This is a genomic window from Stakelama marina (assembly GCF_018122655.1).
Taxonomy (GTDB): domain Bacteria; phylum Pseudomonadota; class Alphaproteobacteria; order Sphingomonadales; family Sphingomonadaceae; genus Sphingomonas; species Sphingomonas marina.
Genome location: NZ_JAGRQC010000001.1, coordinates 168617 through 192557, shown reverse-complemented (window position 1 = coordinate 192557; position 23941 = coordinate 168617). Strand labels below are relative to the sequence as shown.

Genomic DNA, 23941 nt, shown 5'->3' with positions numbered 1-23941 from the left:
GGCGACAAAGGAAGTATATGTTTACTCGATTTTCAGAATCGAGTTTGCGATGCGCTTTTCTTTGCTAATAGGCGTCGTATAGAACCGTTCTTCTATACAAAATATAGCCATTTTGAGATCGTTATCATTTTTAATCAAAAATGAACCATCTTTGATTTCGACATCCTTAACGTAATCTGGAAATTCTTGAATCAGTTGCTCAACGTTTTGCTTTGTATATGCGCCTAGCTTTTCTTGGGCCAAGGCAATCCGTTGCCTGTTCGGCTTGCTAACTTTTTCAGATGTGAAGTCCGGATCAGTCTTCATTACTTCGTTTTTTAAGAACTTTCCAACTTCCTCTTCCGTAGCTTCGCGATAGAGTTCCTCTATTTTACTGAAAAAAGTCTTCAATGCTACAAAGTTTCTGAAGTATAAATCATCGGATGACGTATCGTGGATCGCGTCAGGAACGTCGTTTAGTAATATAATCTTTTCCCCCTCAATGAGATTGAACTGCCCCGACGCGTTCAACCATTTCCTTTTTCTCATGACTTGGGAAGGCAATATACGTTGATACAGTCGATATTTGCCTTGGATTATACACAGGAATTTTGCATCAAGAGCATTATCAACATCTAATTGCGGAAAGTCCGCTGTGTTGATGACAGCACCCAACGAGTCTATAGCATAGGGCAAATCGGAAAAGCTTCCGATCGTCATCCACTGCCCTTCCTCAGGTTTATAATGAGGGTCGAACTTTACCTTATCGTCAAGGTTAGGTAGAGCAATGATGTCTCCTTCTTCTGACATCACCTTGCATATTTCGACACTTTTTCGTTTTAGTCTAGCAACAACTTGGCTCACTTCCCCCCTCCAACTTCTATAAAGGTAAATTCGTTAATTCTTCTCAGGTCATTGAAACTAAGGTCCGCAACACCCTTCAAGGTTTTTTGGGTAATAATGTTTACCTTCACGCCCTTGCTTGATGTCGCAGCATATATTTTATATCCTCTGAGCACATACATTGGGTCAAAGTAAGTTCCTTCAGATCGATATACAAATATTAGGATAACTCCAAAAACCATTGCGAATGACAGATAACTTGTGGCACTCAGCGCTACAAAGAAGTAAGTCAGATATATTGGTAAAAATGTATCAGTAGTGAGTTCAATGGCTTTATAACTGCTTTCGTCTACACGTTCTTTTGATAGCCATCGCGTGGCGTAAAGAGCAAACTTGCTCAGCAAGAAGCATCCCAAGAAATAGCAAAGGTAAGACGCCGCTTCCAGCAATGCTTCCGGAGGACGCCGACATATCAACGGCATACCCGGAAGACTCTTAAGCGCCCAAGCGTTGCCCAGACTGAAAAGCGAAACGCCTTTGTTGACGAGGAAAATCGCGAATGTCAGAGAAATTGAACTAAATACCAGTAAGAGTCGGTAAAGATGCTCTAGCCCGAACTTTAACATAACGACCCTCCACATCGCCCAATCGCAGTGCTAATCAGAGAGCGCCGCCTGTTCACTAGAAGCATAGTTTCCATAATTGTAGGAAGAATGCAATTGCGCTACTTGAATGCCAGAGGTTTCGGATTCCTGACCTTCGCCTGGTTAGGCCAGCTGTGAGATCGAGCAGGTCACTCTGGGCAACCGAGCACGTCCACTTTCCACCCATGGTAGCTGTATAAGAACTCGCCGCCGCCTTCGCGATCGGTCAGCTTCACGCGCATCCGAAAGCGGGTGCCTACCGGATATTTCGTGGTGAGTGTTTTCGAGCACTCGATCGCGATGTCTGGTCCGAACACTTGGCCCGGCGCTGGGCGCATATGCACCTTGCCGTGACGCCCCGACATGCCAGCTGGAATGAAGCTTTCGGCAACGATGCTGATGTACGGATGGTCTTTCGCCATCATCCATCAACCCGCTCGAGTAGAAAAGTGCCCTCGCCCTCGTCTAGCTCGGCCACACGCATTTTCAGGTTCGGCGCAGGCGAACTCCGCTCGATAGATCTAGGCTTTGCATCCTTATCTTTTGCGATGAGCAGGATGACGCTCACGACGCCTTTGAGATGGTCCCGGGCATGCGCCAGGTTTCCGATCAACTCTACAAAGCCGGGACGCGACTTCCACTCGCCAGGCTTGTCGTCGCTCGAACTACGGTAAATTCGCCCCCCGTCCTCAAAGCGGTCCTGCCAGAGACGCACGGCAACGGTGTTGCCATCATCACTTCGGCCTGACCAGCTCCACCGGATATTGGTTGGTTTTACTCCGAAATGTTTGAACGCATCGCTATGATTGCCCACAGGCTCACCCCCCTCATTTTCTGACGCAGCCTAAAACCATAATCGTTGCGGCCAACCCCTACATTCTCGATCCCGCTTTCTGTAATTTTTCCCGTTTACCTCGTCCAAAGTCACAATCGACTAAGGCGTTCACGAGTATGCGCCGAAGAACGACGAAATAGGCGACGGCGCTACCGAGTCAGAAAAGAGCACTGGACAGTGACACTCAATCGATTCACAAGCGGTTGGCGATCCTGCAAACACCGCGGAAATCTGTGGATGCGGACGAGAGTTATTCCGGTCTAGAATCCTCTCTCCCCGACCACTTTATCGCAGCATCCACGTTCGACCGCCCGGGCAGCACCGCTGCACCATCGCCTGCGGGCGGGTAGAATCCCGTATGACGCGGCGGCCTCCAGCTTCTTACAGTAGCGCGGTGAGACGGTACCTGCAGGGAGCAGCTTCGACGTTCGTTCCCGTAGAGGAGTGAACAGATGCTCGACTGGAAATCCCGCGCCTTTGCAATCGCCACCGAGAATCCGCGCGACGCTGCGTCTTCGCTGCACCGGATCGCGATGATCGGGAATTTTCCGCCGCGCCGCTGTGGCATTGCGACCTTTACCGCGCATACGCACGAGGCGTTACGCGCCGAGCATCCAGAGATCGGTGTCGACATCTACGCCATGAACGAACCCGGACGCGATTATAATTACCCGGGCGCGGTGGCCGCGACGATCGCACAGGATGACCCTGCGAGCTACCGGGATGCGGCCGACCGCATCAACCGGCGCGGGACCGACCTGGTGTGGGTCCAGCACGAATTCGGCATTTTCGGCGGGCCTGCCGGCAGCCATCTGATCGAACTTCTCGATGCGGTCACCGCGCCGGTTGCGGTGACGCTGCACAGCGTGCTCGACCAGCCCGACGAAGCGCAACGTGCGGTGATGGACCAGCTGGCAGCGCGGGCATCGCTGTTCATCGTCATGGCGCGCAAGGCCGAAACGATACTCACGCGCGCGTATGGCGTGCACCCGGATCGCATCCGCGTGATCGAGCACGGCGTGCCCGATCGGGTCTATGTTCGTCCCGCCGACATGCGTCAGTGCATCGGTCAGGAGGAGCGCAGGACGATCCTGACCTTCGGATTGCTGTCCCCCGACAAGGGCATCGAAACGATGCTCCGCGCCATGCCCCATATTCTCGATCGTTGTCCCGATGCCGTGTACCGCGTCGTGGGAGCAACGCATCCGCATCTGCTCGCGCACGAAGGCGAAGCATATCGCGACAGGCTTCAGGCGCTTTCGCGCGAACTCGGCATCGAGCGATCGGTCCGCTGGGAAAATGATTTCCTTGAGGAGGACGCGCTGCTCGACCGGATCGCCGCGGCGGACATCTATGTCACCCCCTATCGCAATCCGCGGCAGATAACGTCCGGCACGCTCGCCTACGCATCGGCGCTTGGCAAACCGATCGTGTCCACGCCCTATGTCCATGCGTGCGAACTGCTGACGCGCGATCGCGGCGTGATCGTCGATTTCGACGACAGCAAGGCGATGGCGAATGTGGTGACGAGGCTGCTGATCGATCCGCAACGCCGCGAGGCGATGGCAGAGGCATCCTATCGCCATGGACGCGAGCTTACCTGGCGCTGCTCGGTCCGGCGCGCGGTCGCTGAAATGGACGCGTCGTCGAGCGGCACCGACCGGCCTGCGCGACTTTCGACCCCGCAAGACATCGAGCTCCATGCCTTCGGGAACTGAGCGCCCCGGCTCCGACGGTATGAAGTCGCTGCTCGTTCCGCTGTTCGACGATGGCGCGCTTAACCACCGCGTCGATGCGGCAGACGCGCTCGCTCGCGGACTCGACGCGCATATCATGTTCGCCGAACCTCCCGGATCGTCGCGATCGCCGCCTCAGACGGGCGCCGCTTCGGATGTCGCCCCCCTGTCGGATACCGACGCGGCGGCGCTCGCCCGGCTTACTACCCTCTCAGACCTCGTGATCGTCCCGAGCGTGTGGCGACCGAGCAGGCCGACCGGCCCGTCGACCGCCGACATCATCACGCATTGCTTCGCTCCCTTACTCGCAATGCCGTCGAGCGCACGGATCGACCGGCTGCCCGAAACCGCGATAATCGCCTGGAGCGACACGAGCCCGACAACGGCGCTCGCGTTAAAGGCGGCTATTCCGCTGCTTGCCCACGCCGCCGGGGTTAAGATCGTCAGTGTCGGCGGCGTTCGCGACGACGACGGTGCGATCAACCCGGTCGACTATCTCCGCTGGCACGGGATCGCCGCCGATTTCGCCGTGCTGCCGCGCAGCGGGCGCGTTTCGGATACGCTTCACGACGCCGCTCGCGAGATCGACGCCGAGCTGATCGTGATGGGCGCCTATGGCAGAGGCCGGTTTCTGGAGGACGGCTTCGGCGGGATCACGCGGCGGATGCTCGAAATAACCGAAACCCCGCTGCTCTTACATCCTTCCTGACGCCGGCGAGCGGCACCGCCTAGGATGCGGCGATACCGAACATCTGGTGAAGCAGCACCCCCGTCAGATAGGCGAGCGCAGCCGCCACGCCGCCGATCGCCAGCGTTTGCAATCCCGAACGGAGCGGCGGCAGCCCAAGTACCATGCCCTTGGCCACACCCAGTCCCAGAAATGTGGCGCCCGCAAACGCCGTGCTGGCAAGCGCCATCGACCCGAATGGCGCATTCACCACGAAAAACGGAAGCATTGGAATCAGCCCGCAGAGCAGGAACGCCGCGAATGTCGCAAAAGCTGCGCGCAGCGGCCGTGCCGAAAACTCGCTGAGCTTCAATTCCTCGGCCATCATCGTGTCGATCCAGATCTCGCGATCGCTGGTGATGACATCGACGACATGATCGAGCGCGCTTCCCTCCAGCCCCTTGGCGGCGAATATTTCCCGTATCTCCCGCCGTTCGCCATCAGGGTTCGCGTCAAGCTGCCAGACCTCGTCGGCCCGGGCGCGCGACACTTCCTGCTGGCGGCTGCGCGTGCCCAGATAGTTGCTGACACCCATGCTGAACCCGTCGGCGACAAGATTGGCGAAGCCGAGGATCAGGATGGCTCCGACCGAAAGCTGCCCGCCCGCGCTGCCGGCGATCACGGCAAAGGTCGTCACCACGCCGTCGACGCCGCCGAGCACGAAGTCCCCCAGCGCGCTCTGTCCCTTTGGCCGCGCGAGGCGGTCCCGAATATTTTCGGGGCGATGTTCAACGGCAAGGTCTCGCTGCGCTGCCCGCGCCATTCAGCGGCTCCCCCTGATGCCGGCACCGCGCGATGCGCGGCGACACGGTGCGGATGGACATGACGGCCAGACGATCCGGCTGTCCGTGCGCCGTTCCGGAAACATGAGGATGTCAGCCATATCGAACCGCTTCATGCGGCGGGGTTCGCGCGCACCGCTATCCGGTTGTTTGCGGATCGGACGATTGCGTCCGTAGAAATCCCGATTCCGGGCGCTTCGGCCGTGACCGATCATCTCCCGCACAGGAGGTGGACATGACCAACCCGCACGATGCACGCACCATCCTCATTACCGGCGCCGGTTCGGGTATCGGAAAAGCCACGGCCGAACGGTTTCACAACGAGGGCTGGTCGGTCGCGCTTGTCGACCGCGACGAAGAACATGGCCGACGTGCCGCCGAGGCGCTGTCGCGCGATGGCGCGACTTGCGCCTTTTTCCGCTGCGACGTTTCCGACGAAGCCGATGTCGCGGCATTGTTGGAGGATGTGACGGCGGAGCTGGGCGGGATCGATGCTGCGTTCAACAATGCCGGTATCGAGGGCGAACAAGGCGCTACGACCGAATGCACGGCTGATAATTTCGACCGGATAATCGCGGTGAATCTACGCGGTGTTTGGCTGTGTCTGCGCGCCGAACTGAAACATATGGCGCAGCAGGGCCACGGCGTGATCGTCAATTGCTCTTCGGTCGCGGGTTTGATCGGTATGCCGGGGATTCCCGCCTATGTGGCGTCGAAGCACGGTGTGATCGGCCTGACGCGCACCGCCGCGCTTGAACATGCGCGACAGAATATCCGCGTCAACGCCGTCTGCCCCGGCGCGATCGAGACGCCGATGCTGGAACGGTACATGTCCTCCACCGAGGGTGGCCGCGAAGCGATGGAAGCGACCGAGCCGGTCGGGCGCATCGGTCACCCCGAAGAAATTGCCGACGCGGTATTCTGGCTGTGCAGCGACCGCGCCAGCTTCGTCACCGGCCATGCGCTGCCCGTCGATGGCGGCTGGACCGCAGGCTGACGGGAGGAGACACGATGCCCAAGCCACCACTTACCCCCGGCCCGGACCGCATCGAGCCGCAGGCACCCCCCGAACGGCCGCCCGGTACATCGCCTGCAGAGCGCCCGCCCGGCGAACCGCCCGAAATCATACCCGATACGCCCGACAGCGATTGGCCCGACTCCAGCCCGGGCGAATGGCAACCGCCCGGCTGACCTGGGCAATATCCAAGCGTCGGGGGTGACCGGCGCATTTGATCGCACGATAGATTCCGGAGGTACGTGATGAACAAGGATTTGCTTCTCGCCGCATTGACGGGTTCGGCGATGCTTCTCGGCGCCGGCAGCGGCCTGGCCCAAACACACGGAAACGCAGGTGCCCGCCCTCCCGCCGCACCCCCTTCCCCGACGATCAGCGGCCAGGACCGGATGCAGACGCAGGACCGGATGCGAGACACCGTAAGAGCTCCGGATCAGGATCGAATGCGGGATCGGGACCGGGATCGCGACACTCTTGGCGACCAGGACAGGGATCGCGACAGGGACCGAGATCGTGACCGTCTGTTGGCTGCGGACTCGGCGCAGGAGCGGCTGAGCGACATCGCGCTGCTGACAAATGCGGAGCGCGCCCGGTTCCGCGAGGAAATGCGCGGCGCGACCAGCCAAGCGGAGCGTGACCGCGTCCGCGCGAAACACATGGCAACGATTCAGGAACGCGCCCGCGAACTCGGCGTGACCGGAGCGTTCGGGCCCTCTGGAAACCCGGCGGCGCGTAACCGGTACCTGATGATGCAATTGATGACCGAGCGCGAACGCACCGAGTTCCATAGCCAGATGCGCGCTGCACAGACCGCGCAGCAGCGCGAGCGCCTTCGCGAAGAGATGCATGCCCGGATGCGCGACCGCGCCCGCGAAATGGGGGTCGACACACCCGAATGACCGCACGGCGGCAGCGGCCGGCCAATCATCGTGCGCGGTTGATCACAGCAAAGGGACCAAGCGAAATGTCTTTCACATGGAAAATCGCGGCTGCGGGTTCGCTGATCCTTGTCGTCGCCGGCTGCGCGGACCGCCCATATCGGCATCGTGGCCCCGCTGTCGGCGCCATGGCTATCTATGTCCGCGAGGCCCCGCCTGCCCGCCCCGCGATGCGGCGACCACCGCGACCATCGACCATCGCGGTGTGGATCGACGGGCATTGGACATGGACCGGAACGCAGTTCGTCTGGACGCGTGGCTATTGGGACCGGAATCCACCGCGCGGCAAACGATGGCTGCCGGGTCGCTGGCGGCAATCGGATCGCGGCTGGTACTGGGTTCCCGGCGAGTGGCGCTGAACGCGGGTCGATACGCGCTGGGGCGCAACCGAGGCGAGCACCGCTAAGCGGGCATTAAGGCAGCGTGCGCAAGGGCGGAGGCATGACCGACATCCTCCATCTCGGCCCGTTCGCCTTTCCGGTCGATCGAATGCTCGCGATCCTCGCCATTTCGGCATTCGTCATGCTCAGCGTCCGACTGGCAGCGCGCAAGGGGCGCGATATCGGTGCGCCAGTGTCGGCAGCGACGGCGGCGGGACTGGTGGTTGCGCGGATCGCCTATATCGCGGCGCATTTCGACGCCTATCGTGGCGACTGGTTCGCGATGATCGCATTCTGGCAGGGCGGTTTCCTGCTATGGCCGGGCGTCGCTGCCGCAGCGCTGGTGCTCGTCGCGATGATCCGCCGTGGTGCGGGGCTGGGCTATGCGCTCGCAACGCTGGGCGCGGTCGCCCTGGCCTTCGATCTCGCCACCGCGATGCTGCAGCCCCGCGCCACGCCGCTGCCACGGATGCCCGTGGTGACGCAAACCGATGGCACGCCGATTGCGATCGAAACAATGCGGGGCAAGCCCTTCGTCGTGAACCTGTGGGCGACCTGGTGCCCGCCGTGCCGGCGCGAATTGCCGATGCTCGCTGCGACGGCAGCGAAATCGGACGTTCCCATCCTGCTGGTCAACTCGGGCGAGGATGCGCCCCGCGTCGACGCCTTCCTGAAGCGGCTCGACATTCCCGCCGATCATGTCGTGCTCGATCAGCGAAGCGCGGTCGCGCAGGCTGTTCATGCCGGCGGGTTTCCAATCACGCTGTTCATCGATGCCGACGGCAATATCGTCGCCAGTCATTTCGGCGAGATTTCGCGCGCCGCGCTCGAGGATCAAATCGCCCGGCTTCGCCGTTGACGTTTCTGCCCGATGGCGCCTTCCAGCTCAGCGCAGCGCCCGCATCCGGCCGATCATTTCGGATACGAACAGGTCGCCCGACTTCGCCGCACCATATTGGACGGTTGCGGGCCGGGTGGCCATTGCACGGTGCAGCGGCATCGACCCCGAACGCACCGCGGCGCGGCTGATCCGCCACCATAGTTGCGACACGTCCTCATCGACCGCGCGGCGCGCCGTGGCATCGAGGTCGTTGCGAGCGACAAACGCGTCTCGCAGCCGCTGAATATCCGCAAACAGCGCAAGCAGCACGCCGGGCTCGGTCACCGGTTCGCGCGCCATGACGTGCCGAATGATGCGCGTGATCGCATCGTCATCGGCCTGTCCCAGCAACAGCGCATGGCTTTCGCGCAGCAACGCCCCCGCCTGTTCCAGCATGATGTCGGTAAATCGTTTCGAAAGCCCACCGGCATGGACCCGGTAATAGGTCAGCGGCTCGTCGAGTTCGGCGAAGCGCCCGAATGCACGCAACCGGTGATACAGGTCGTAATCCTCGACATAGATTCGGTCGGGCCGTTCGAAGGGGTCGAGCTGTCGCGCGGCCTCCGCCCGGAACATCACCGACGACCAGACGAGCGGATTGCGTGTCAGCATCATCCAGTCGATCAGGTCGGGCGTCACGCCGCGCGGTCGCTGCGACGGGAGCAGCTTGCCGTCCTGCAGCAGCAGCGACCCCGTGGCGACGAGGACGGTATCGGGATGATCGTTCAGAAACGCCACCTGCCGCGCGAACCGATCCGGCCGGCACAGATCATCATGGTCGAGCCCCGCGACATAACGCCCCCTCGCCTCGACAAAGGCGCGATTGCGCGCGGCGACGGGACCGCCATTGCTTTCGGCACGGATCAGTCGCAGCCTGGGGTCGCCATAAGCGCGGACGAGCGCTCCGGTATCGTCGGACGAACAGTCATCGACGATCACCACTTCGAAATCGCTCATCGTCTGCGCGTGCAGGCTGTCGAGCGTTTCCGCGATCAGCGGCGCGCCATTATAGGCCGCCATAATGACGCTGACCGTGGGCGAAGTCGTCATGCCGCGGCCCGTCTCGCTTCTTCGAGGAGCTGGTCGACAATCATCAATCCGACGTCGTTCTGCCACAGCCAGAGCCCGTTCGCCTTGCCGCGGAAACTACGCTCCCCGCCCAGTTGCCCTTCGGGCACGAAGCCTGCCGCCAGTCCGATGCCGAACGCACCGGGCAGCGGCTTTCCACGCGCGTCGATCACCCGGCAGCGCTGGTCGACGAGTCGCGGCCGGCCGGCGGCATCGGCGGCAAGCGCGATCCGGTTGCCTTGCGTGTCGAACAGCGGGAGCGCGCGCGGACGGTATCCGAGCGCACCGATGACGATATCGGCATCGGCAACGATCCGCCGCGCATCGGGGTCGGCATCGCCCAGATGGTGGAGTGCAAGGCGCGGATCGGGCGCACGCCCGCCGATCCCCAGCATCCTGAGCACCAGCTCGCGCGCCTCGAGCCGGAAACCGCCCAGCCGATAGACGAACCCGCTGACCGGGCAGATATCGTCGGGCCCGAAATCATCGAATCCATCGGCATGCGCCGCCTCTGCCGAAGGGTAGAAGGGTCGCAATTTCTGGCGGTGAAGCAAGGTGATGGCCCCTTGCCCCAGAGCGAACGCAGGGTTCGCCTTCAAGAGCAGAGTGACCGCCGCGACCGCGCTGGTCGATGCTCCGATGACCGCGATTTTCGGTGCGCGCACATCGCTCAGCCGCTCACGAAGCCGCTCGATTCCACCCAGCCGCAGCGCTTCGTCGCCGGGCACCAGCCGGTCGCCCGCCAGATCGCGAAGCGTGACACCGTCGATCCGCTGGTCCGCGATGCTCTCCGTGCATTGATAGCCGCCGGTTGCGATCACCAGCCGGTCGGTCAGCAATTCGCGCTCGCTGCCGTCGCGGCGATCGCGAATGCGCGCGCGCCAGCCGCCGCCACGCACGCGTTGCGCACCAAGAACTTCGCTTTCCATCGCGATATTAGCGCCGTGTTCGACCGTGATCTCCGCGAGCCGATCGCCAAGCGCCCGCAGGAACGGCGGCGTCCGGGCCAGCGGGACACCCAGCGCGTCGCGATAGCGGGCGATATCGACGCCGCCGGGATGCTCGGCAAGCGCCGCCAGCGACGGATAAGGACTGTCCTTGACCGCCGAAAGAAAGGTCTCTGCCGTGCTGTCCGACCTGATGGCATATTCGCCCAGCATACCGCCACCGAGCGTCGATCCATGCTCGACCAGCGTCAGCCCCGCGCGCGCCAGATCTTCCAGCTTTCCATTCTTTGCCGCAGCCGTTAGCAGCGCGATACCCGCAGGCCCGCCGCCGACGACCAGCGTGCGATGCCGCCGGGCCGTGGTCGGGAAATGGCCCGACAGAATCCGTGACGGCGCGGCAGATTTCTCGCACGCCGCGACCAGCGCGTCGCATACCGTCGCCACATCTTCCCGCGACATCGCATCGTGGAGCGGCAGGCTGATGCACCGTGCGCCGATGTCATCGGCCACTGGCGTCGGCTCGGCGACTGCTTCGTCGCGGAAATAGGGCTGCTGTGCGAGATGCGGGCTGAAATAATGTGCCGCGCCCACCCCCGCTTCGCCGAGCAAAGCGACGATGTCGTCGCGTCGTTCGGCGAGGTCGCGCGGAAGCAACACCGTCTGGAATTGTGCCGTCGGTCGCTTTCCGCGGAGACGCTGCAGGGTGAACCCGCCCAGACGTTCACGATACGATGTTTCGAGTTCCGCGCGATGAGCCGCGACCCGGTCGAAATCCGCCAGCTTCTCAGCTGCGAGCAGACCCAGAACTTCGGGCATCTTGGCGTTCAGGCCCGGCATCGTCGCCAAACGGTGCTCGCCAAATCCGAAATTCGCCATATGACGCAGATCGGCCACCCGGTCGGCATCGCCGCAATAGATCAGCCCGCCCTCAGCCGTGGCGAACGTCTTGGTCGCGTGCATCGAGAATATGGTAGCGAAGGGCGCGCCCGCACCGAATCCCAGCCCATCGACATCGAGCGCACCGAGCGAAGCCGCCGCATCGACCACCACGCCAATCGCATGGCGCTCGGCCATCACCCGGTACCGGTCGAGGTCGATACAATTGCCGAACGTCGCATAGGGCACGACCACCGCGATCCGGTCGCCATAGCGGCGCAAGGCATCCTCTTCCGCAGCGGCGCTCGCCGCCCAGTCGTCGGGATCGGAATCGATCAGCAGTGGCGTCAGCCCCGCCCATTCGGCGGCGTGCGCGGTGGCGGCAAAGGTAAAGCTCGGCATCATCGCAAAGCGTTCGCCGCGCCAGTTGCGGCCCGCCGCCTGGCGTATCGCGATCATCAGTCCGACCGTCGCATTGGCCACAGCGAGCGCAGCACCGCGTCCGTCGTACAGACGCTCGACAATCTCGCGTTCGAAGGCTGAGACGACCGGACCGCCATTACTGTAGACGCCCGATTCCTCGATTGCCGCAAGCGCATCGGGCATCTCGCTCAATTTCGCCGGTCTGGGCGCGATCAAGGCTATTCTTTGCTGCGTCAACGTCCTCACCATTCCCCCGTTTGACGGGCAAGGCCCGTTCAATTCCCCGGCATCGTCTTGCCATGAGACTGATTACAAAGCGTGAACGCAGCGCAGATATTTGCCGCTGGCGGACAGGCGATGGCTGAGGCAGGGATGGTGCATGGATGCTGACAAGGTTCAGGAGAGCAATCGGCTCGGCTGGGGCCGGCTGACGCTATTCGCGTCGGGCGATTTCGCCTGCAATCTCTATTGGCAGAGCCTGATCTTCTACCTGTTCTTTTTCTATACCGAAACGCTTGGCCTGCCCGCCGCGACGGCCGGGCTCGTCTATATGATCGGCTCTTTCTGGGACGGGCTCGCCGATCTCGCCGTGGGCCTGCGTGCCGAAAGGTCGGGCGCGCAGGGGGGCTATCGCCGCTTCGTCGGGCGCGGCGCGGTGCCGCTCGGCCTCGCCTTCATCCTGCTCTATTTTGCGCCGCCCTTCGGTCTGGCCGCGTTGACCGTGTTCGCGCTCGCCGTCCATTTCCTGTTTCGGACGCTCTATGCCACGGTCAACGTGCCCTATTCGGCGCTCACCACGCGGATCAGCGACAACAGCCGCGACCGCGCGACGATATCGGGACTGCGGATGCTGTTCGGCACGGCGGCGGCCGGTGCGGTCGCGCTATTCACACCGCGTATCGGCCTGCTGTTCGGACAGGCGTCGGAAAGCACAGGGAGCTTTCTGACGGCAGCCATAATATTCGCACTGGCTGCGACGGCGATCCTGCTCATGGTGGCTGCGAAAACGCCCGAGCGGCTCCCCGTAGCGACAACGCAGACGCGCCACTCGCTCGCCGTCTGCGCCAGGGTGCTGCTGCGCAACCGCGCCTTCGTGACGCTGAATCTCGCGATGGTCGCAATCGTCATCGGGGTAACGATCCTGACCAAATCGGTGCTCTATTATTTCACCTATTCGATCGGCGACACCGCAGCGGGGTCGGCCGCTCTGGCACTGATGGCGGTCGCAGGAACCGCGTTCGTCCCGCTATGGATGGTCGTCGAGCGGCGCATCGGCACGCGTGCGATCTGGTTCGTGAGCACCGCCGTGGCGCTGTCGGCGATCGGTGCGTACACCGCGCTTCGCGGCGGCGGCGCGATCGCCACCCAGGCATTCCTCGTCGCGATGCAGGCCGGTGTGGTCGGCGTCAACTTCGCCTTCTGGGCGATCCTGCCCGATACGGTAGAATATGGCGAGCATCGCCAGGGCGTTCGTGTCGAGGCGATGGCGTTCGGCGTGGCCGCGCTGATCCAGAAACTGGCGCTGGGCCTCGCCGCCGGGCTGATGGGGCTGATCTATTCCGCCGTCGGCTATGTCGCGCATGCCGATCAGACGGCGGAAACGCTCGCCGGGATGCGCTGGTCGATGCTCCTCATCCCGGCGATCGGCTTTATTCTCTCCGCGCTGGTGATGATCGCCAACCCGCTGCGCCGCGGCACGCATGCGGCAATCGTCGCCGACCTCGCCCGCTCGCGCGAGGTCGGCTGAACGATCAGGCGGAGACGAGGTCGAACGAGCCGGAGACGCCGTCGGCCTGTGCCGAAGGCGCGACCCAGACATCGAATGCGCCGGGTTCGACGGTCGGCTTCATATCCTGCCCGATAAACTGCAGATCATGCCGTCTGAGCGTGAAGCTGACCTGTTTCGATTCGCCGGGCGCAAGCGCGATCTTCTGAAAGCCCTTCAGCTGCCGCACTGGCCGCGTGATGCTCGCCGCGCGGTCGTGGATATAGAGCTGAACGACCTCTTCTGCCGCGCGCTTGCCGCGATTGGTCACCGTTGCCTGCACCGTCAACGCGCCATTCCACGGCAGCTTCGCGTCACCCAGCGACAGGCCCGAATATGCGATATCGCCGTAAGTCAGCCCGTGACCGAATGCGAAACGCGCTTCGTTCGAGATACCGCGATAATGCGCCTTATACGGTTGCAGCGGCCCTTCCGGGTTCGGACGACCGGTCGATTTATGCGCGTAATAATAGGGTTCTTGCCCCGACGCCTGCGGAAAGCTGATCGGCAGTCGGCCCGACGGCCCTTCCTTGCCGAACAGGATATCGGCGATCGCAGGGCCGGTTTCTGAGCCGAGGAACCAAGTCACGAGGATCGCTGGCGCGTCGAGTACCGCGCCCTGGAGCGCCAGGCCGCGCCCGTTCTTGAGCAGCACGACGACCGGTTTGCCCGTCTTCGCCACCGCCTCTGCCAGCGCCTGTTGCGGCTCGGGTACCACGACTGCTGTCCGCGACTGCGCCTCACCCGACATATTCTGCGATTCACCGATCGCCAGCACGACGATATCGGCGGCATTGGCGGCGGCGATGGCGGCTTCGATCCCGCCATCAACCGGCTTTTCGACATTGGACCCTTGCGTCACGCTGACCATCGAGGGGTCAGCGACAGCGGCCCTCACGCCGGTGGCGAGATCGACCGCCTGGTCGTTCGATCCATAGACGCACCACGGCCCGATCAGATCGTGCTGGCCCGACGCGAACGGCCCGATCAACGCGATCTTTTTCCCCTTGGCGGGAAGCGGCAGCAGATCACCGTCATTTTTCAGCATGACGATCGACTTGCGTCCGGATTCGCGTGCCAGCGCGAGCTTTTCGGGCGTGCGAACCCATGTCTTTTCGCGGCGTGGTTCGATCCGGCGGAACGGTTCGTCGAACAGCCCGAGCCGCGCCTTCACCGCCAGCACGCGGCGCACCGCCTGGTCGAGCCGCGCCATCGGCACCTCGCCCGAATTCACGAGATCGGGCAGATGCTCGATATAGAAACCGCTCTGCATGCTCATATCGACGCCCGCCATGAAGGCGAGCTTCGTGGCCTGACGGGCATCGGCGGCGAAACCATGCGCGATCAGCTCCTCGTCGCCGGTATAATCGGAAACGACGAAGCCGGGAAAACCCCATTCGTCGCGCAACACGTCGGTCAGCAACCATTTATTGGCGGTCGCGGGAATCCCGGCAATTTCGTTGAAAGCTGCCATGGTCGACAGCGATCCGGCATCGAACGCGGCTTCAAACGGCGGGAAATAGACATCGCGCAGCGTGCGTTCCGAAATATCGACCGTGTTATAGTCGAGCCCGGCTTCTGCCGCGCCATAGCCAGCGAAATGCTTCGCGCAGGAAAGCACCGCATTGTTGTCGGTCAGCGCCTTGCCCTGGAACCCGCGCACGCGTGCCGCGGCCATACGCTCACCGAGGAGAACATCCTCGCCCGCGCCCTCGACACCGCGCCCCCAGCGCGCATCGCGCGCGATGTCCACCATCGGCGCGAAGGTCCAGTCGATGCCGGCCGCGGCGGCCTCTTCGCCGGCCGCGCGCGCAGTGCGTTCGGCGAGATCGGGATCGAAGCTCGCCGCCTCGCCGAGCGGCACCGGAAAGACGGTGCGAAAACCGTGGATCACGTCGGCGGCAAAGATCAGCGGCACCTTGATCCGCGCCTCGCGCATCGCGACGGTCTGCATGCGCCGCGCCATTTCGGCGCCGTTGCCATTGAAGACGCCGGTCAGGCGCCCCTTGCGAACCTGGTCGAGCTGATCGTCGAACGATCCTCCGGCACTCGGCGGGTTGAGCGCAGTCGCCGCACCGCCGGCCCATGCTGCCGCCATGATGGTCAACTGGCCCGCCTTTTCGGTGACGGTCATCCGGCCGATCAGTGATTCGATATCACCGGGCAGCGCGAGCTTTTCAGCGCCCATCGTCCGCATCAAAGCGCGCGCCGGACTGGCGCTCCACGCGGCGATCGCGCCTGCTCCCATCAGTGCTGCGCGGCGCGTAATACGCTGTTCGGCCATCGATTCCTCCCTAAAAAACTACCGGTCGTACCGACCGCCAAGAACGCGTCGCGCTGGTAGCAGAATGATTGTCTTGCGGGCGAATGTATAATCTTGTAACCGGTTACATCAAGGACGAAGACTCGCGGACACCGCGGGTCCGAACAGAGCACGTGAACGTGTCGAGCTGGGAGGAAGTCGAAAGGATGGCGCAAGCCACGATACGCGACGTGGCGAAGAAGGCGGAGGTATCCGTCGCTTCGGTGTCGCGTGCCCTGAACGGTCACACCAATGTCCGTTCCGAGCTTAAAGAGCGGGTCGAGACGGCTGCGCGCGAACTCGGATACTTCCCCCATGCCGGCGCGCGCAGCCTTTCGATGGCGCGTGCGCACGCGATCGGCGTGATGCTGCCCGATCTGCACGGCGAGTTCTTTTCCGAAGTCGTGCGCGGGATGGACCGCGAAGCGTCGGGACGCGGGCTGCAACTGCTGCTGTCGAACATGCACGCCAACCCCGATCAGGCTGCCGAGGCGCTGCGCACCATGCGCGGCCGCGTCGATGGGCTGATCGTCATGGCGCCCGACATCGACACCGACACGCTGCTCCAGCACATGCCGGCGACGCTTCCGGCCGTCTTCATCAACTGCCATGGCGATGCCCAAGGCCGCGCCGAACTGCGCGTCGACAATTTCGCCGCCGCCGCCGAGATGGTGGCGCATCTGGTCGAAACCGGACGGCGCAACATCGTCCATTTGTCGGGCTCTGCCGGCAACCGCGAGGCCGATGAGCGTGAGCGCGGCTATCGCGAGGCCATGCGCAAAGCAGGTCTCGAACCACGCGTGATCTGCGGCAACTTCACCGAGACGGGCGGCGCGGAAGCGGCCGCTGCGATCATCGAGGACCAGAAGCCGACTGACGCCGTTTTCGCGGCAAACGACATGATGGCGATCGGAGCGATGGTTGCCTTTCGCGATGCCGGAATAGGCGTGCCGCAACAGATCGCCGTGGCGGGGTTCGACGATGTTCCGCTCGCGCGGCTGATCTCGCCGGGGCTCACGACGATGCGGGTGAATATCGCGGATATCGGCGCACGCGCGCTCGCACGCCTCGCCGACATGATCGACGGCCGGGACGACAGCGAGGTGGAGTGTCTGCGCCCCGAACTGATCGTCCGGCAGACGACAAGCTGAGAGCCGGGTGAACCGGCCGGAAACGTACATGCGTAAGGAGGAAACCGATGCCCAGGGGCACCGCAAGCCGAGCATTGCTCGCAACCGCTGAAGCGCTTGGCCGCAAAGGAAAAACAACAACTGCGCGCGACCGGATTTCCGGCGAACGCCAGGGTCCAAAGGGAAGTATCATGCAAGTATCCAGGATTAAGACGATGAAGCCCGCCAAAGGGCGAATGGTTCAACTCGCCGCCGCGCTGATGGTCGGTACCGCCGTGTCCGCGATCGCGGTTGCGCCGGCACATGCGCAACAGGCGCAGGCGTCGCTTCGCGGCACCGTCACCGATGGCGGTCAGCCCGGTGGCGCCAGCCAGATCACCGCGATCGAGGTCAACACCGGCTATCGCCGCACCAGCCCGGTAATGGCGGATGGCACCTACATCTTTGCGTCGCTTCCTCCGGGTACCTATCGCCTTGAGGTCCAGACGCCGAACGGCGTGCGCAATACCGACCAGTTCAAACTTGCCGTCGCGCAGAATGCGCAGCTCGATTTCGATCTGCAGCCGACGGGATCGACAGCGGCATCCGGCGCTGCGACCGGCGAGACGACGGGCGGTGAACAGGCTGCCGCTACCGGTTCGGGTAACGAAATCATCGTAACCGGCAGCCGCATCCAGAATCTGGAAGGCGGCGAAGTCGGCGCGACGATTTCCACGCGCCTGATCCAGACGCTGCCGCAGAACAGCCGCAACTTCCTGTCGTTCGCCGACCTTGCTCCTGGCGTTCAGGTCAACACCGGCAGCAACGGCAATGTCAGCATCCAGGGCGGCGCGCAGGACAGCCGCACGGTGAACGTGTTCATCGATGGCGTCGGTCAGAAGGACTATGTCCTGAAAAACGGCATCACCGGCCAGGATTCTAGCCAGGGCAACCCGTTCCCGCAGTCGGCGATCGGCGAGTACCGCGTCATCAGCTCGAACTATAAGGCGGAATTCGATCAGGTGAGCTCGGTCGCAATCACCGCGGTTACCAAGTCGGGCACCAATAAATTCCATGGCGGGGCGTTCGTCGATTTCACCAATCAGGATCTTCGCGCCAAGACGCCGCTCGAAAAGGCGAATGGCGACGACAAGACGAAGACGCGCGATTTCCAGTTCGGCGCGAGCTTGGGCGGTCCGATCATCAAGGATGTGATGCACTTCTTCGTCACGTATGAAGGCAAGCGTCAGCAGATTCCGACCGATGTCATTCCCGGCTTCGGCCTGTCGCCCTCGGATCTTCCGACGCAGTATCAGGATAATTTCGGCAGCTTCAGCCGGACGTTCAACGAGGACCTGTATTTCGGCAAGATCGATTTCTCGCCGACCGATCGCGACCTGTTCGAGATCAGCGCCAAGGTGCGCCGCGAAGTCGGTGAGGACGGTTTCGGCGGCACCAACGCCCGCTCACGCCTGACCGACATCAACAACAACGAAACGCGCCTGCTATTCCACTATCAGCGGACCAACGACAACTGGACCAACGATTTCAAGGCGACGTATGAATATTCGGCGTGGAAGCCGACGCCGCATGTCTTCGAAAATGGTTATGTTTTCCAGTCGGCGGACAACCAGACCATCCTCGCGGTAGGCGGCAGCGGCAACTATCAGGACAAGGGCCAGAAAGGCTGGGGGGTGCAGGATGACTTCACCTATACCGGCCTTGCGCGTCACGCGATCAAGATGGGCGTGAAGGCGAAATGGGTAACGCTCAACGCGCTTCAGCAGAACAACCTGAACGCCCAATATTATTACGACACCCAATATCCGGCCGGTGGGTTCAATGACTCCGTTCCCTATCGGGTAACGTTCGGCGTTCCGGTTCAGGGAGTCGGAAACGGCGCAATCAAGTCGAAGAATTTCCAGCTCGGCATGTATATCCAGGACGACTGGCAGATGACCGACCGGTTGACGCTGAACCTAGGCGTTCGCTGGGATTATGAGGAAACGCCGTCCTATCTGAACTTCGTCACGCCGCAGGACGCGGTCGACGCTGTGTCGCAGGCCAATTATCCGAACCTGTATCAGGGCAACGCGACCTACAATATCAACGACTATATCTCGAACGGCCACAACCGTCATCCGTTCAAGGGCGCGTTCCAGCCGCGGCTTGGCTTCTCCTATGATTTCGGCGGCAAGTACGATCTGACGGCGTTCGGCGGGTATGGCCGCTCGTTCGACCGCAACCAGTTCGACTTCATCCAGCTCGAAGCGACGGCAGGTTCGTTCCGCACGCTTACCTTCAACTTCGACACGGGCGACCCGAACCACAGCTGCACCGGCGCCAACTGCATCCCCTGGGACCCTGCTTACCTGACCCAGGCCGGCCGCGACCAGCTTGCGACCAGCACCACCGGCGGTGGCCGAGAGCTGCGTTTCAACAACAACGATCTGAAGATGCCCTATTCGGACCAGTTCAGCATCGGGCTTCGCGGTCGCGTCGGACTGATCCGTCCGGAAATCGGCTTCACCCACATCGCCAGCCATGACGGCTTCGCGTTCCTGCTCGGCAATCGCCGGACGAACGGCGCCTTCTTCGCTCCGGGCGAAATCTGGGGTCCGCCATGGGGTTTCGCACCCAGCGGTTACGGCAGCATCATCCTTGGGACCAACGGCGTCGAAACCCGCTCGGATTCGGCGTATCTGAAGCTGACCAAGGACTATACGCGTTCGTCGCCGTGGAGCCTCAACTTCACCTACACCTATACCGACGCGACGGAAAACCGGCAGTTCGGGCAGGTCTATGCGCTCGACTACCCCAATCTCGACTATTATTCGTGGCTGCCTTCGGCAGGCGTGGTGAAGCATCGGATCGTGGCCGCCGCCAGCGCGGACATTCCGTGGGGCTTTACCCTGTCGACGAAGATCCAGCTCCGCTCGCCGCCGTATATTTCCTATGTCACCGGTACGGACAACACGAACCGTCACTTCAATACGGTCGAAGCCGACAACAAGCGGTCGTTCATCCTGGGTGACCTGTGGGCCTATCGCCAGGTCGATCTGGCGGTCAGCAAGTCGATCCCGCTCGGCTTCCTGTACAATGGCGCTGCGATCCAGTTCCGGGCCGACGTTCTCAACGTCTTCAATACCGCGAACTACACCAGCTACGGCACCAATACCAATAATGCGGACACGTTCCGCCAAATATCCAACCTTTCGATTGGTGGGAATCCTCCCCGGACCTTCAAGCTTTCTGCAAGCCTGAAGTTCTGACCCACCTCTGACGGCGGGGCGGCCATGTGGTCGCCCCGCCCTTTTTATATGCGGAGCCTTATGATGATCGATCGCCGTACACTGATGTCCGGAACGGCCACCCTGATGGGCACCGGGCTGCTTGCCGGGTGCGCGGGTATCGGCAGCGTGGCACCGCAAAGTCCGCCCGTCGCCACTACGGACGCCAGCCTGCTCGACGATGTCGAGGAGCGCACCTTCCGTTTCTTCTGGGATACGACGAACGCGAAGAACGGCCTCGCCCCGGACCGCTGGCCTTCACGTCCGTTCGCGAGCATCGCCGCGACCGGTTTTGCGCTTACCAGCTATCCGATCGGGGTCGATCGCGGCTGGATCACCCGCGATCAGGCGCGCGAACGCACGCTCGCTACGCTGCGTTTCTTCCACGACGCTCCGCAGGGGCCGGGCAAAACCGGGGTGAGCGGATATAAGGGCTTTTTCTACCATTTCCTCGATCTCGACACCGGATTGCGGCGCGGCCGTACCGAATTGTCGTCGGTGGATACGACGTTGCTGCTCGGCGGCATCCTGTTCGCTGCCCAGTGGTTCGACCGGGACACAGCCGAAGAACGCGAGATCCGCGATCTCGCGCATGCGATCTATGCCCGCGTCGAATGGCCGTTCTTCCAGAACCACGCGCCCGCCATATCGATGGGCTGGCATCCCGAGAGCGGTTTCACCCCCGCCGACTGGGTCGGTTATAACGAAGGTATGCTGGTCAACATCCTGGCGCTCGGCGCGCCCGACCACGCGGTCGGCCCCGAAATCTGGGACGCGTGGTGCGCGACCTATGGTAAGAACTGGCGCGGTTCGACGCCCGAGACCAAATTCCTCGCCTTCGCTCCGCATTTCGGCCACCAATACAGCCATAGCTGGGTCGATTTTCGCGGCATCCGCGACAAGGTGATGCGCGGCATCGGTTCGGACTATTTCGAAAACAGCCGCCGCGCGACCTATGCCCAGCGCGCCTATGCCATCGCCAATCCGATGGGCTGGAAGGAGTATTCGAAGGACATCTGGGGCCTGACCGCGTGCGACGGGCCGGCCAGCGTCAAACATGTCTATAACGGACAGGAACGCCAGTTCCGCTCCTATTCCGCGCGCGGCCCGGAAAGCATGCCCGACGGCTTCGACGACGGCACGATCGCACCCACTGCCGCGGTCGCCTCGATCGCGTTCGCGCCCGAAATCGTGAAACCGACGATTGCCGCCTTGCGCGAGTTTCAGGGTGGTCGCCTTTACGGCAAATACGGCTTTATCGATTCCTTCAACCCCAGCTTCACCTGGCCCGATGCGACCAGTGGCAGCGTCGATCCCAGGCTGGGCTGGATCGACGACGATCTGCTGGGCATCGATCAGGGGCCGATCGTCGCGATGCTCGCCAATTACCGCAGCGACTTCATCTGGAGCCGGATGCGCGATTGCGCCCCGATCCGTCGCGGGCTGCAGCGCGCCGGGTTCACCGGCGGCTGGCTCGACAGCTAGAACGCTCGCAGTACGCCGAGCAGCGCATCGACATCAGCTTCGTCCTGATACAGGCCGAAGCCGATGCGCAGCACGTCGCCGCGCACATCGGTCACCACATCCTCAGCCATCAGCCGCGCCTGCCAATCCTGCGCATTCGCACAGCGCAGCGCCAGGAATCGCGCCTGCGGCCCATCGCCCGGCGGGTTGAGGATTTGGGCGTCGGCGAGCGGCGTGCCCTTCAGCCCATCAAGAAACCGGTCTTTCAACATCGCGGCATGAGAGTTGATCGCGGCGGTCGTCAGCCCTTCGTCGCGCAGCATGTCGCGCACCGCGACGAAGCGATACAGCCCGGAAGGATCGAACGTCGCGCCGAGGAAGCGCCGGGCATCGGGCGCATAGCCGACCGACCCCGGCGGCAGCGACAGATCGTCGAACTCGGCATACCAGCCGGTCACCACCGGCCGCGCGCCATAACCGGGCGGCGCATGGAGGATGCCGACGCCCTCCCCCGCCATCGCATATTTGTACCCGCCGGCGAGGAAGAAGACCTTGTCGGCAATCGCTTCGAGCGACCGCTCGACTGCCATGAAGCTGTGATAGCCGTCGATGACGACCCACGGCCCCTCCGGTCGCGCCAATGCCGCAAGCTGCTCGATACCGGCGGTAACCATGCCCGATCCGAACATCACGTCGCTGACGAGGATCAGGTCATATTCCGCGGCGCCGGCCCTGGCGACCATCCCCGCGACGATATGCTCGTCGGCAGGCAGCGTATCGACCACCGCCTCTCCCGCCTCGACCCAGCGCGCGGCCTGACGGCGAAAGCTGTGAAACTCGCCCTCGCTCGTCAGGATACGCAGCGGTCGGCGCGAAATCGCCGACGCGATACGGATCAGGAAATCATGCGTGTTACCGGCGAAGACGACGGTTTCGGGATCGGGTAGCGCCAGTTCATCTGCGACATGGCGCTGCGCTGCCGGCCACAGCTCGCCCATCACCCGTTCCCATTTCCGGTCGGCCAGCCGCGCCGCGTCCTGCCACGCCGCAAGCTGGCCGACATAGCTGGCATCGGGCCACAGATGATGGCTGTGCGCGGCGAAATGCAACCGGTCGGGCGCAGCGCCGAGCGAGCGCTGGAAGAGGTGCTTGTAGCTGGTCACAGCATCGTCCTGAGCGACCAGAGTTCGGGAAAGGCGCGCTTGGCCAGCGTCGTCTGCAGATAGGGCACGCCGGCCGTTCCCCCGGTTCCGCGCTTGCCGCCGATGATGCGCGACACCGTCAGCACATGCTTGTGGCGCCAGGTCGCGAGCGCGTCGTCGATATCGACGAGCTTTTCGGCAAGCTGGTAGAGCCCCCACCAACGGTCGGTGTCGCGGTACACCTCTGCCCAGGCCGCCTCGACCCCGGCCATCGGCTCATAGGGCTGTGCCCAGTCGCGCGACAGCGCTACCGCCGGCAGGTCGAAGCCTGCTCGTGCCAGCGCCGCATTGGCCGCATCCCACAGGCTCGGCAACTGCTTCGCTGCCGCCGTCATCGGGCCGGAATCGGGTCCGTCTCGCAAACCCAGCATAACCTCCATGGTTCGAAATTGGTCAGACTGGAAACCAGAACTGCCACCCAGAACGTCCCGGAACTGGGTGTATTCGCTGGGCGTCATCGTCGCGAGCACGTCCCAGCTTAGCGTCATCACCGCCTGGATACGCGATACGCGCGCCAGCCCCTTATAGGCTTCGACCAGATGATCTTCACCGATCATCCGCATCGCCTCGCCAATCTCGGCGAGAATTTGCTTGAGCCAGAGTTCCTTGGTCTGATGGATGATGATGAACAGCAGTTCGTCGTGCCGGTCGGAAATCGGATGCTGAGCGTTCAGAATGTCGTCGAGCGCGAGATAGCGCCCATAGGTCATATCGTCTGTCATGCCCGTCCTATAGC

At 62.6% G+C, this 23941-nt stretch carries 21 protein-coding genes; 11 read left to right on the top strand and 10 right to left on the bottom strand.

The annotated features are described in order from the left end of the window. Positions 1–21 precede the first annotated feature (21 nt). The 4 genes from J7S20_RS00870 to J7S20_RS00855 all read right to left on the bottom strand — a co-directional run bounded on the left by J7S20_RS00870 (position 22) and on the right by J7S20_RS00855 (position 2280). Complete coding sequence (locus J7S20_RS00870; RefSeq protein WP_284052346.1) at positions 22–843, bottom strand: hypothetical protein; 822 nt, start codon at positions 841–843, stop codon at positions 22–24. Continuing rightward, on the bottom strand, positions 840–1448 hold the full coding sequence (locus tag J7S20_RS00865) for a hypothetical protein (RefSeq protein ID WP_284052345.1): 609 nt from the start codon (positions 1446–1448) through the stop codon (positions 840–842). The genes J7S20_RS00870 and J7S20_RS00865 overlap by 4 nt, the downstream gene beginning before the upstream one ends. A 167-nt stretch (positions 1449–1615) precedes the next feature. Further along, the gene (locus tag J7S20_RS00860; RefSeq protein ID WP_284052344.1) at positions 1616–1891 is read right to left on the bottom strand and encodes a hypothetical protein; all 276 of its coding nucleotides are present in this window, start codon (positions 1889–1891) and stop codon (positions 1616–1618) included. After that, positions 1888–2280, bottom strand: coding sequence for a hypothetical protein (locus J7S20_RS00855; RefSeq protein ID WP_284052343.1), 393 nt, complete (start codon positions 2278–2280; stop codon positions 1888–1890). Before J7S20_RS00855 ends, J7S20_RS00860 begins: the two co-directional genes overlap by 4 nt. A gap of 473 nt (positions 2281–2753) precedes the next feature. On the opposite strand from J7S20_RS00855, the gene J7S20_RS00850 reads away from it, so the two are divergent. Next, entirely contained in the window at positions 2754–4019 is a 1266-nt protein-coding gene (locus tag J7S20_RS00850) for a glycosyltransferase family 4 protein (protein WP_284052342.1), read from the top strand. A 19-nt stretch (positions 4020–4038) separates the two neighbouring features. Then, positions 4039–4746, top strand: a complete 708-nt coding sequence (locus tag J7S20_RS00845; RefSeq protein WP_284052341.1) for a universal stress protein — start codon at positions 4039–4041, stop codon at positions 4744–4746. A gap of 19 nt (positions 4747–4765) precedes the next feature. On the opposite strand, the gene J7S20_RS00840 is transcribed toward J7S20_RS00845, so the two are convergent. Next, positions 4766–5527, bottom strand: a complete 762-nt coding sequence (locus J7S20_RS00840) for a VIT1/CCC1 transporter family protein (protein WP_284052340.1) — start codon at positions 5525–5527, stop codon at positions 4766–4768. 254 nt (positions 5528–5781) lie between these two features. On the opposite strand from J7S20_RS00840, the gene J7S20_RS00835 reads away from it, so the two are divergent. The 5 genes from J7S20_RS00835 (at position 5782) to J7S20_RS00815 (ending at position 8738) form a co-directional block, all read left to right on the top strand. Continuing rightward, a complete protein-coding gene (locus J7S20_RS00835) occupies positions 5782–6543 on the top strand; it encodes an SDR family NAD(P)-dependent oxidoreductase (protein WP_284052339.1) in 762 nt (253 codons plus the stop codon). Between the two features lie 14 nt (positions 6544–6557). After that, a complete protein-coding gene (locus J7S20_RS00830) occupies positions 6558–6737 on the top strand; it encodes a hypothetical protein (RefSeq protein WP_284052338.1) in 180 nt (59 codons plus the stop codon). Between the two features lie 66 nt (positions 6738–6803). After that, positions 6804–7460 carry a hypothetical protein gene (locus tag J7S20_RS00825; RefSeq protein ID WP_284052337.1) on the top strand — a complete coding sequence of 219 codons (657 nt, stop codon included), beginning with the start codon at positions 6804–6806 and terminating at the stop codon, positions 7458–7460. 167 nt (positions 7461–7627) lie between these two features. Then, positions 7628–7858: a hypothetical protein gene (locus J7S20_RS00820; protein WP_284052336.1), complete on the top strand. Its 231-nt coding sequence runs from the start codon at positions 7628–7630 to the stop codon at positions 7856–7858. Between the two features lie 82 nt (positions 7859–7940). Then, entirely contained in the window at positions 7941–8738 is a 798-nt protein-coding gene (locus tag J7S20_RS00815) for a TlpA disulfide reductase family protein (RefSeq protein WP_284052335.1), read from the top strand. A gap of 27 nt (positions 8739–8765) precedes the next feature. On the opposite strand, the gene J7S20_RS00810 is transcribed toward J7S20_RS00815, so the two are convergent. After that, entirely contained in the window at positions 8766–9809 is a 1044-nt protein-coding gene (locus J7S20_RS00810; protein ID WP_284052334.1) for a glycosyltransferase family 2 protein, read from the bottom strand. Next, positions 9806–12256, bottom strand: a complete 2451-nt coding sequence (locus J7S20_RS00805; protein ID WP_284053367.1) for a DegT/DnrJ/EryC1/StrS family aminotransferase — start codon at positions 12254–12256, stop codon at positions 9806–9808. Before J7S20_RS00805 ends, J7S20_RS00810 begins: the two co-directional genes overlap by 4 nt. A gap of 196 nt (positions 12257–12452) precedes the next feature. On the opposite strand from J7S20_RS00805, the gene J7S20_RS00800 reads away from it, so the two are divergent. Next, complete coding sequence (locus J7S20_RS00800; protein WP_284052333.1) at positions 12453–13820, top strand: MFS transporter; 1368 nt, start codon at positions 12453–12455, stop codon at positions 13818–13820. A 4-nt stretch (positions 13821–13824) separates the two neighbouring features. On the opposite strand, the gene J7S20_RS00795 is transcribed toward J7S20_RS00800, so the two are convergent. Beyond that, the gene (locus J7S20_RS00795; RefSeq protein WP_284052332.1) at positions 13825–16122 is read right to left on the bottom strand and encodes a glycoside hydrolase family 3 N-terminal domain-containing protein; all 2298 of its coding nucleotides are present in this window, start codon (positions 16120–16122) and stop codon (positions 13825–13827) included. Positions 16123–16307: 185 nt separating this feature from the next. Between J7S20_RS00795 and J7S20_RS00790 the strand changes: the two genes are divergently transcribed. The 3 genes from J7S20_RS00790 to J7S20_RS00780 all read left to right on the top strand — a co-directional run bounded on the left by J7S20_RS00790 (position 16308) and on the right by J7S20_RS00780 (position 22024). Next, positions 16308–17291 (top strand): LacI family DNA-binding transcriptional regulator, encoded by a 984-nt coding sequence (locus J7S20_RS00790; protein WP_284052331.1) that lies wholly within the window; start codon positions 16308–16310, stop codon positions 17289–17291. Positions 17292–17485: 194 nt separating this feature from the next. After that, positions 17486–20521 (top strand): TonB-dependent receptor, encoded by a 3036-nt coding sequence (locus J7S20_RS00785; protein WP_284052330.1) that lies wholly within the window; start codon positions 17486–17488, stop codon positions 20519–20521. A gap of 63 nt (positions 20522–20584) precedes the next feature. Next, complete coding sequence (locus tag J7S20_RS00780; RefSeq protein WP_430980887.1) at positions 20585–22024, top strand: glucoamylase family protein; 1440 nt, start codon at positions 20585–20587, stop codon at positions 22022–22024. Here the strand turns inward: J7S20_RS00780 and J7S20_RS00775 are convergent. Both J7S20_RS00775 and J7S20_RS00770 read right to left on the bottom strand, forming a co-directional pair. Then, positions 22021–23166: an aminotransferase class V-fold PLP-dependent enzyme gene (locus tag J7S20_RS00775; protein WP_284052328.1), complete on the bottom strand. Its 1146-nt coding sequence runs from the start codon at positions 23164–23166 to the stop codon at positions 22021–22023. The two genes, J7S20_RS00780 and J7S20_RS00775, sit on opposite strands and share 4 nt — an antisense overlap. Beyond that, on the bottom strand, positions 23163–23927 hold the full coding sequence (locus tag J7S20_RS00770; RefSeq protein ID WP_284052327.1) for a tryptophan 2,3-dioxygenase: 765 nt from the start codon (positions 23925–23927) through the stop codon (positions 23163–23165). Before J7S20_RS00770 ends, J7S20_RS00775 begins: the two co-directional genes overlap by 4 nt. Between the last annotated feature and the right edge of the window lie 14 nt (positions 23928–23941).

Excerpts from the sequence above, each read along its gene's own strand:
- J7S20_RS00865 (WP_284052345.1), bottom strand. The coding sequence starts at position 1,448 with ATGTTAAAGTTCGGGCTAGAGCATCTTTACCGACTCTTACTGGTATTT.
- J7S20_RS00860 (WP_284052344.1), bottom strand. The coding sequence starts at position 1,891 with ATGATGGCGAAAGACCATCCGTACATCAGCATCGTTGCCGAAAGCTTC.
- J7S20_RS00850 (WP_284052342.1), top strand. The coding sequence starts at position 2,754 with ATGCTCGACTGGAAATCCCGCGCCTTTGCAATCGCCACCGAGAATCCG.
- J7S20_RS00845 (WP_284052341.1), top strand. The coding sequence starts at position 4,039 with ATGAAGTCGCTGCTCGTTCCGCTGTTCGACGATGGCGCGCTTAACCAC.
- J7S20_RS00840 (WP_284052340.1), bottom strand. The coding sequence starts at position 5,527 with ATGGCGCGGGCAGCGCAGCGAGACCTTGCCGTTGAACATCGCCCCGAA.
- J7S20_RS00835 (WP_284052339.1), top strand. The coding sequence starts at position 5,782 with ATGACCAACCCGCACGATGCACGCACCATCCTCATTACCGGCGCCGGT.
- J7S20_RS00830 (WP_284052338.1), top strand. The coding sequence starts at position 6,558 with ATGCCCAAGCCACCACTTACCCCCGGCCCGGACCGCATCGAGCCGCAG.
- J7S20_RS00820 (WP_284052336.1), top strand. The coding sequence starts at position 7,628 with ATGGCTATCTATGTCCGCGAGGCCCCGCCTGCCCGCCCCGCGATGCGG.
- J7S20_RS00815 (WP_284052335.1), top strand. The coding sequence starts at position 7,941 with ATGACCGACATCCTCCATCTCGGCCCGTTCGCCTTTCCGGTCGATCGA.
- J7S20_RS00810 (WP_284052334.1), bottom strand. The coding sequence starts at position 9,809 with ATGACGACTTCGCCCACGGTCAGCGTCATTATGGCGGCCTATAATGGC.
- J7S20_RS00805 (WP_284053367.1), bottom strand. The coding sequence starts at position 12,256 with ATGCCCGATGCGCTTGCGGCAATCGAGGAATCGGGCGTCTACAGTAAT.
- J7S20_RS00800 (WP_284052333.1), top strand. The coding sequence starts at position 12,453 with ATGGATGCTGACAAGGTTCAGGAGAGCAATCGGCTCGGCTGGGGCCGG.
- J7S20_RS00795 (WP_284052332.1), bottom strand. The coding sequence starts at position 16,122 with ATGGCCGAACAGCGTATTACGCGCCGCGCAGCACTGATGGGAGCAGGC.
- J7S20_RS00790 (WP_284052331.1), top strand. The coding sequence starts at position 16,308 with ATGGCGCAAGCCACGATACGCGACGTGGCGAAGAAGGCGGAGGTATCC.
- J7S20_RS00785 (WP_284052330.1), top strand. The coding sequence starts at position 17,486 with ATGAAGCCCGCCAAAGGGCGAATGGTTCAACTCGCCGCCGCGCTGATG.
- J7S20_RS00780 (WP_430980887.1), top strand. The coding sequence starts at position 20,585 with ATGATCGATCGCCGTACACTGATGTCCGGAACGGCCACCCTGATGGGC.
- J7S20_RS00770 (WP_284052327.1), bottom strand. The coding sequence starts at position 23,927 with ATGACAGACGATATGACCTATGGGCGCTATCTCGCGCTCGACGACATT.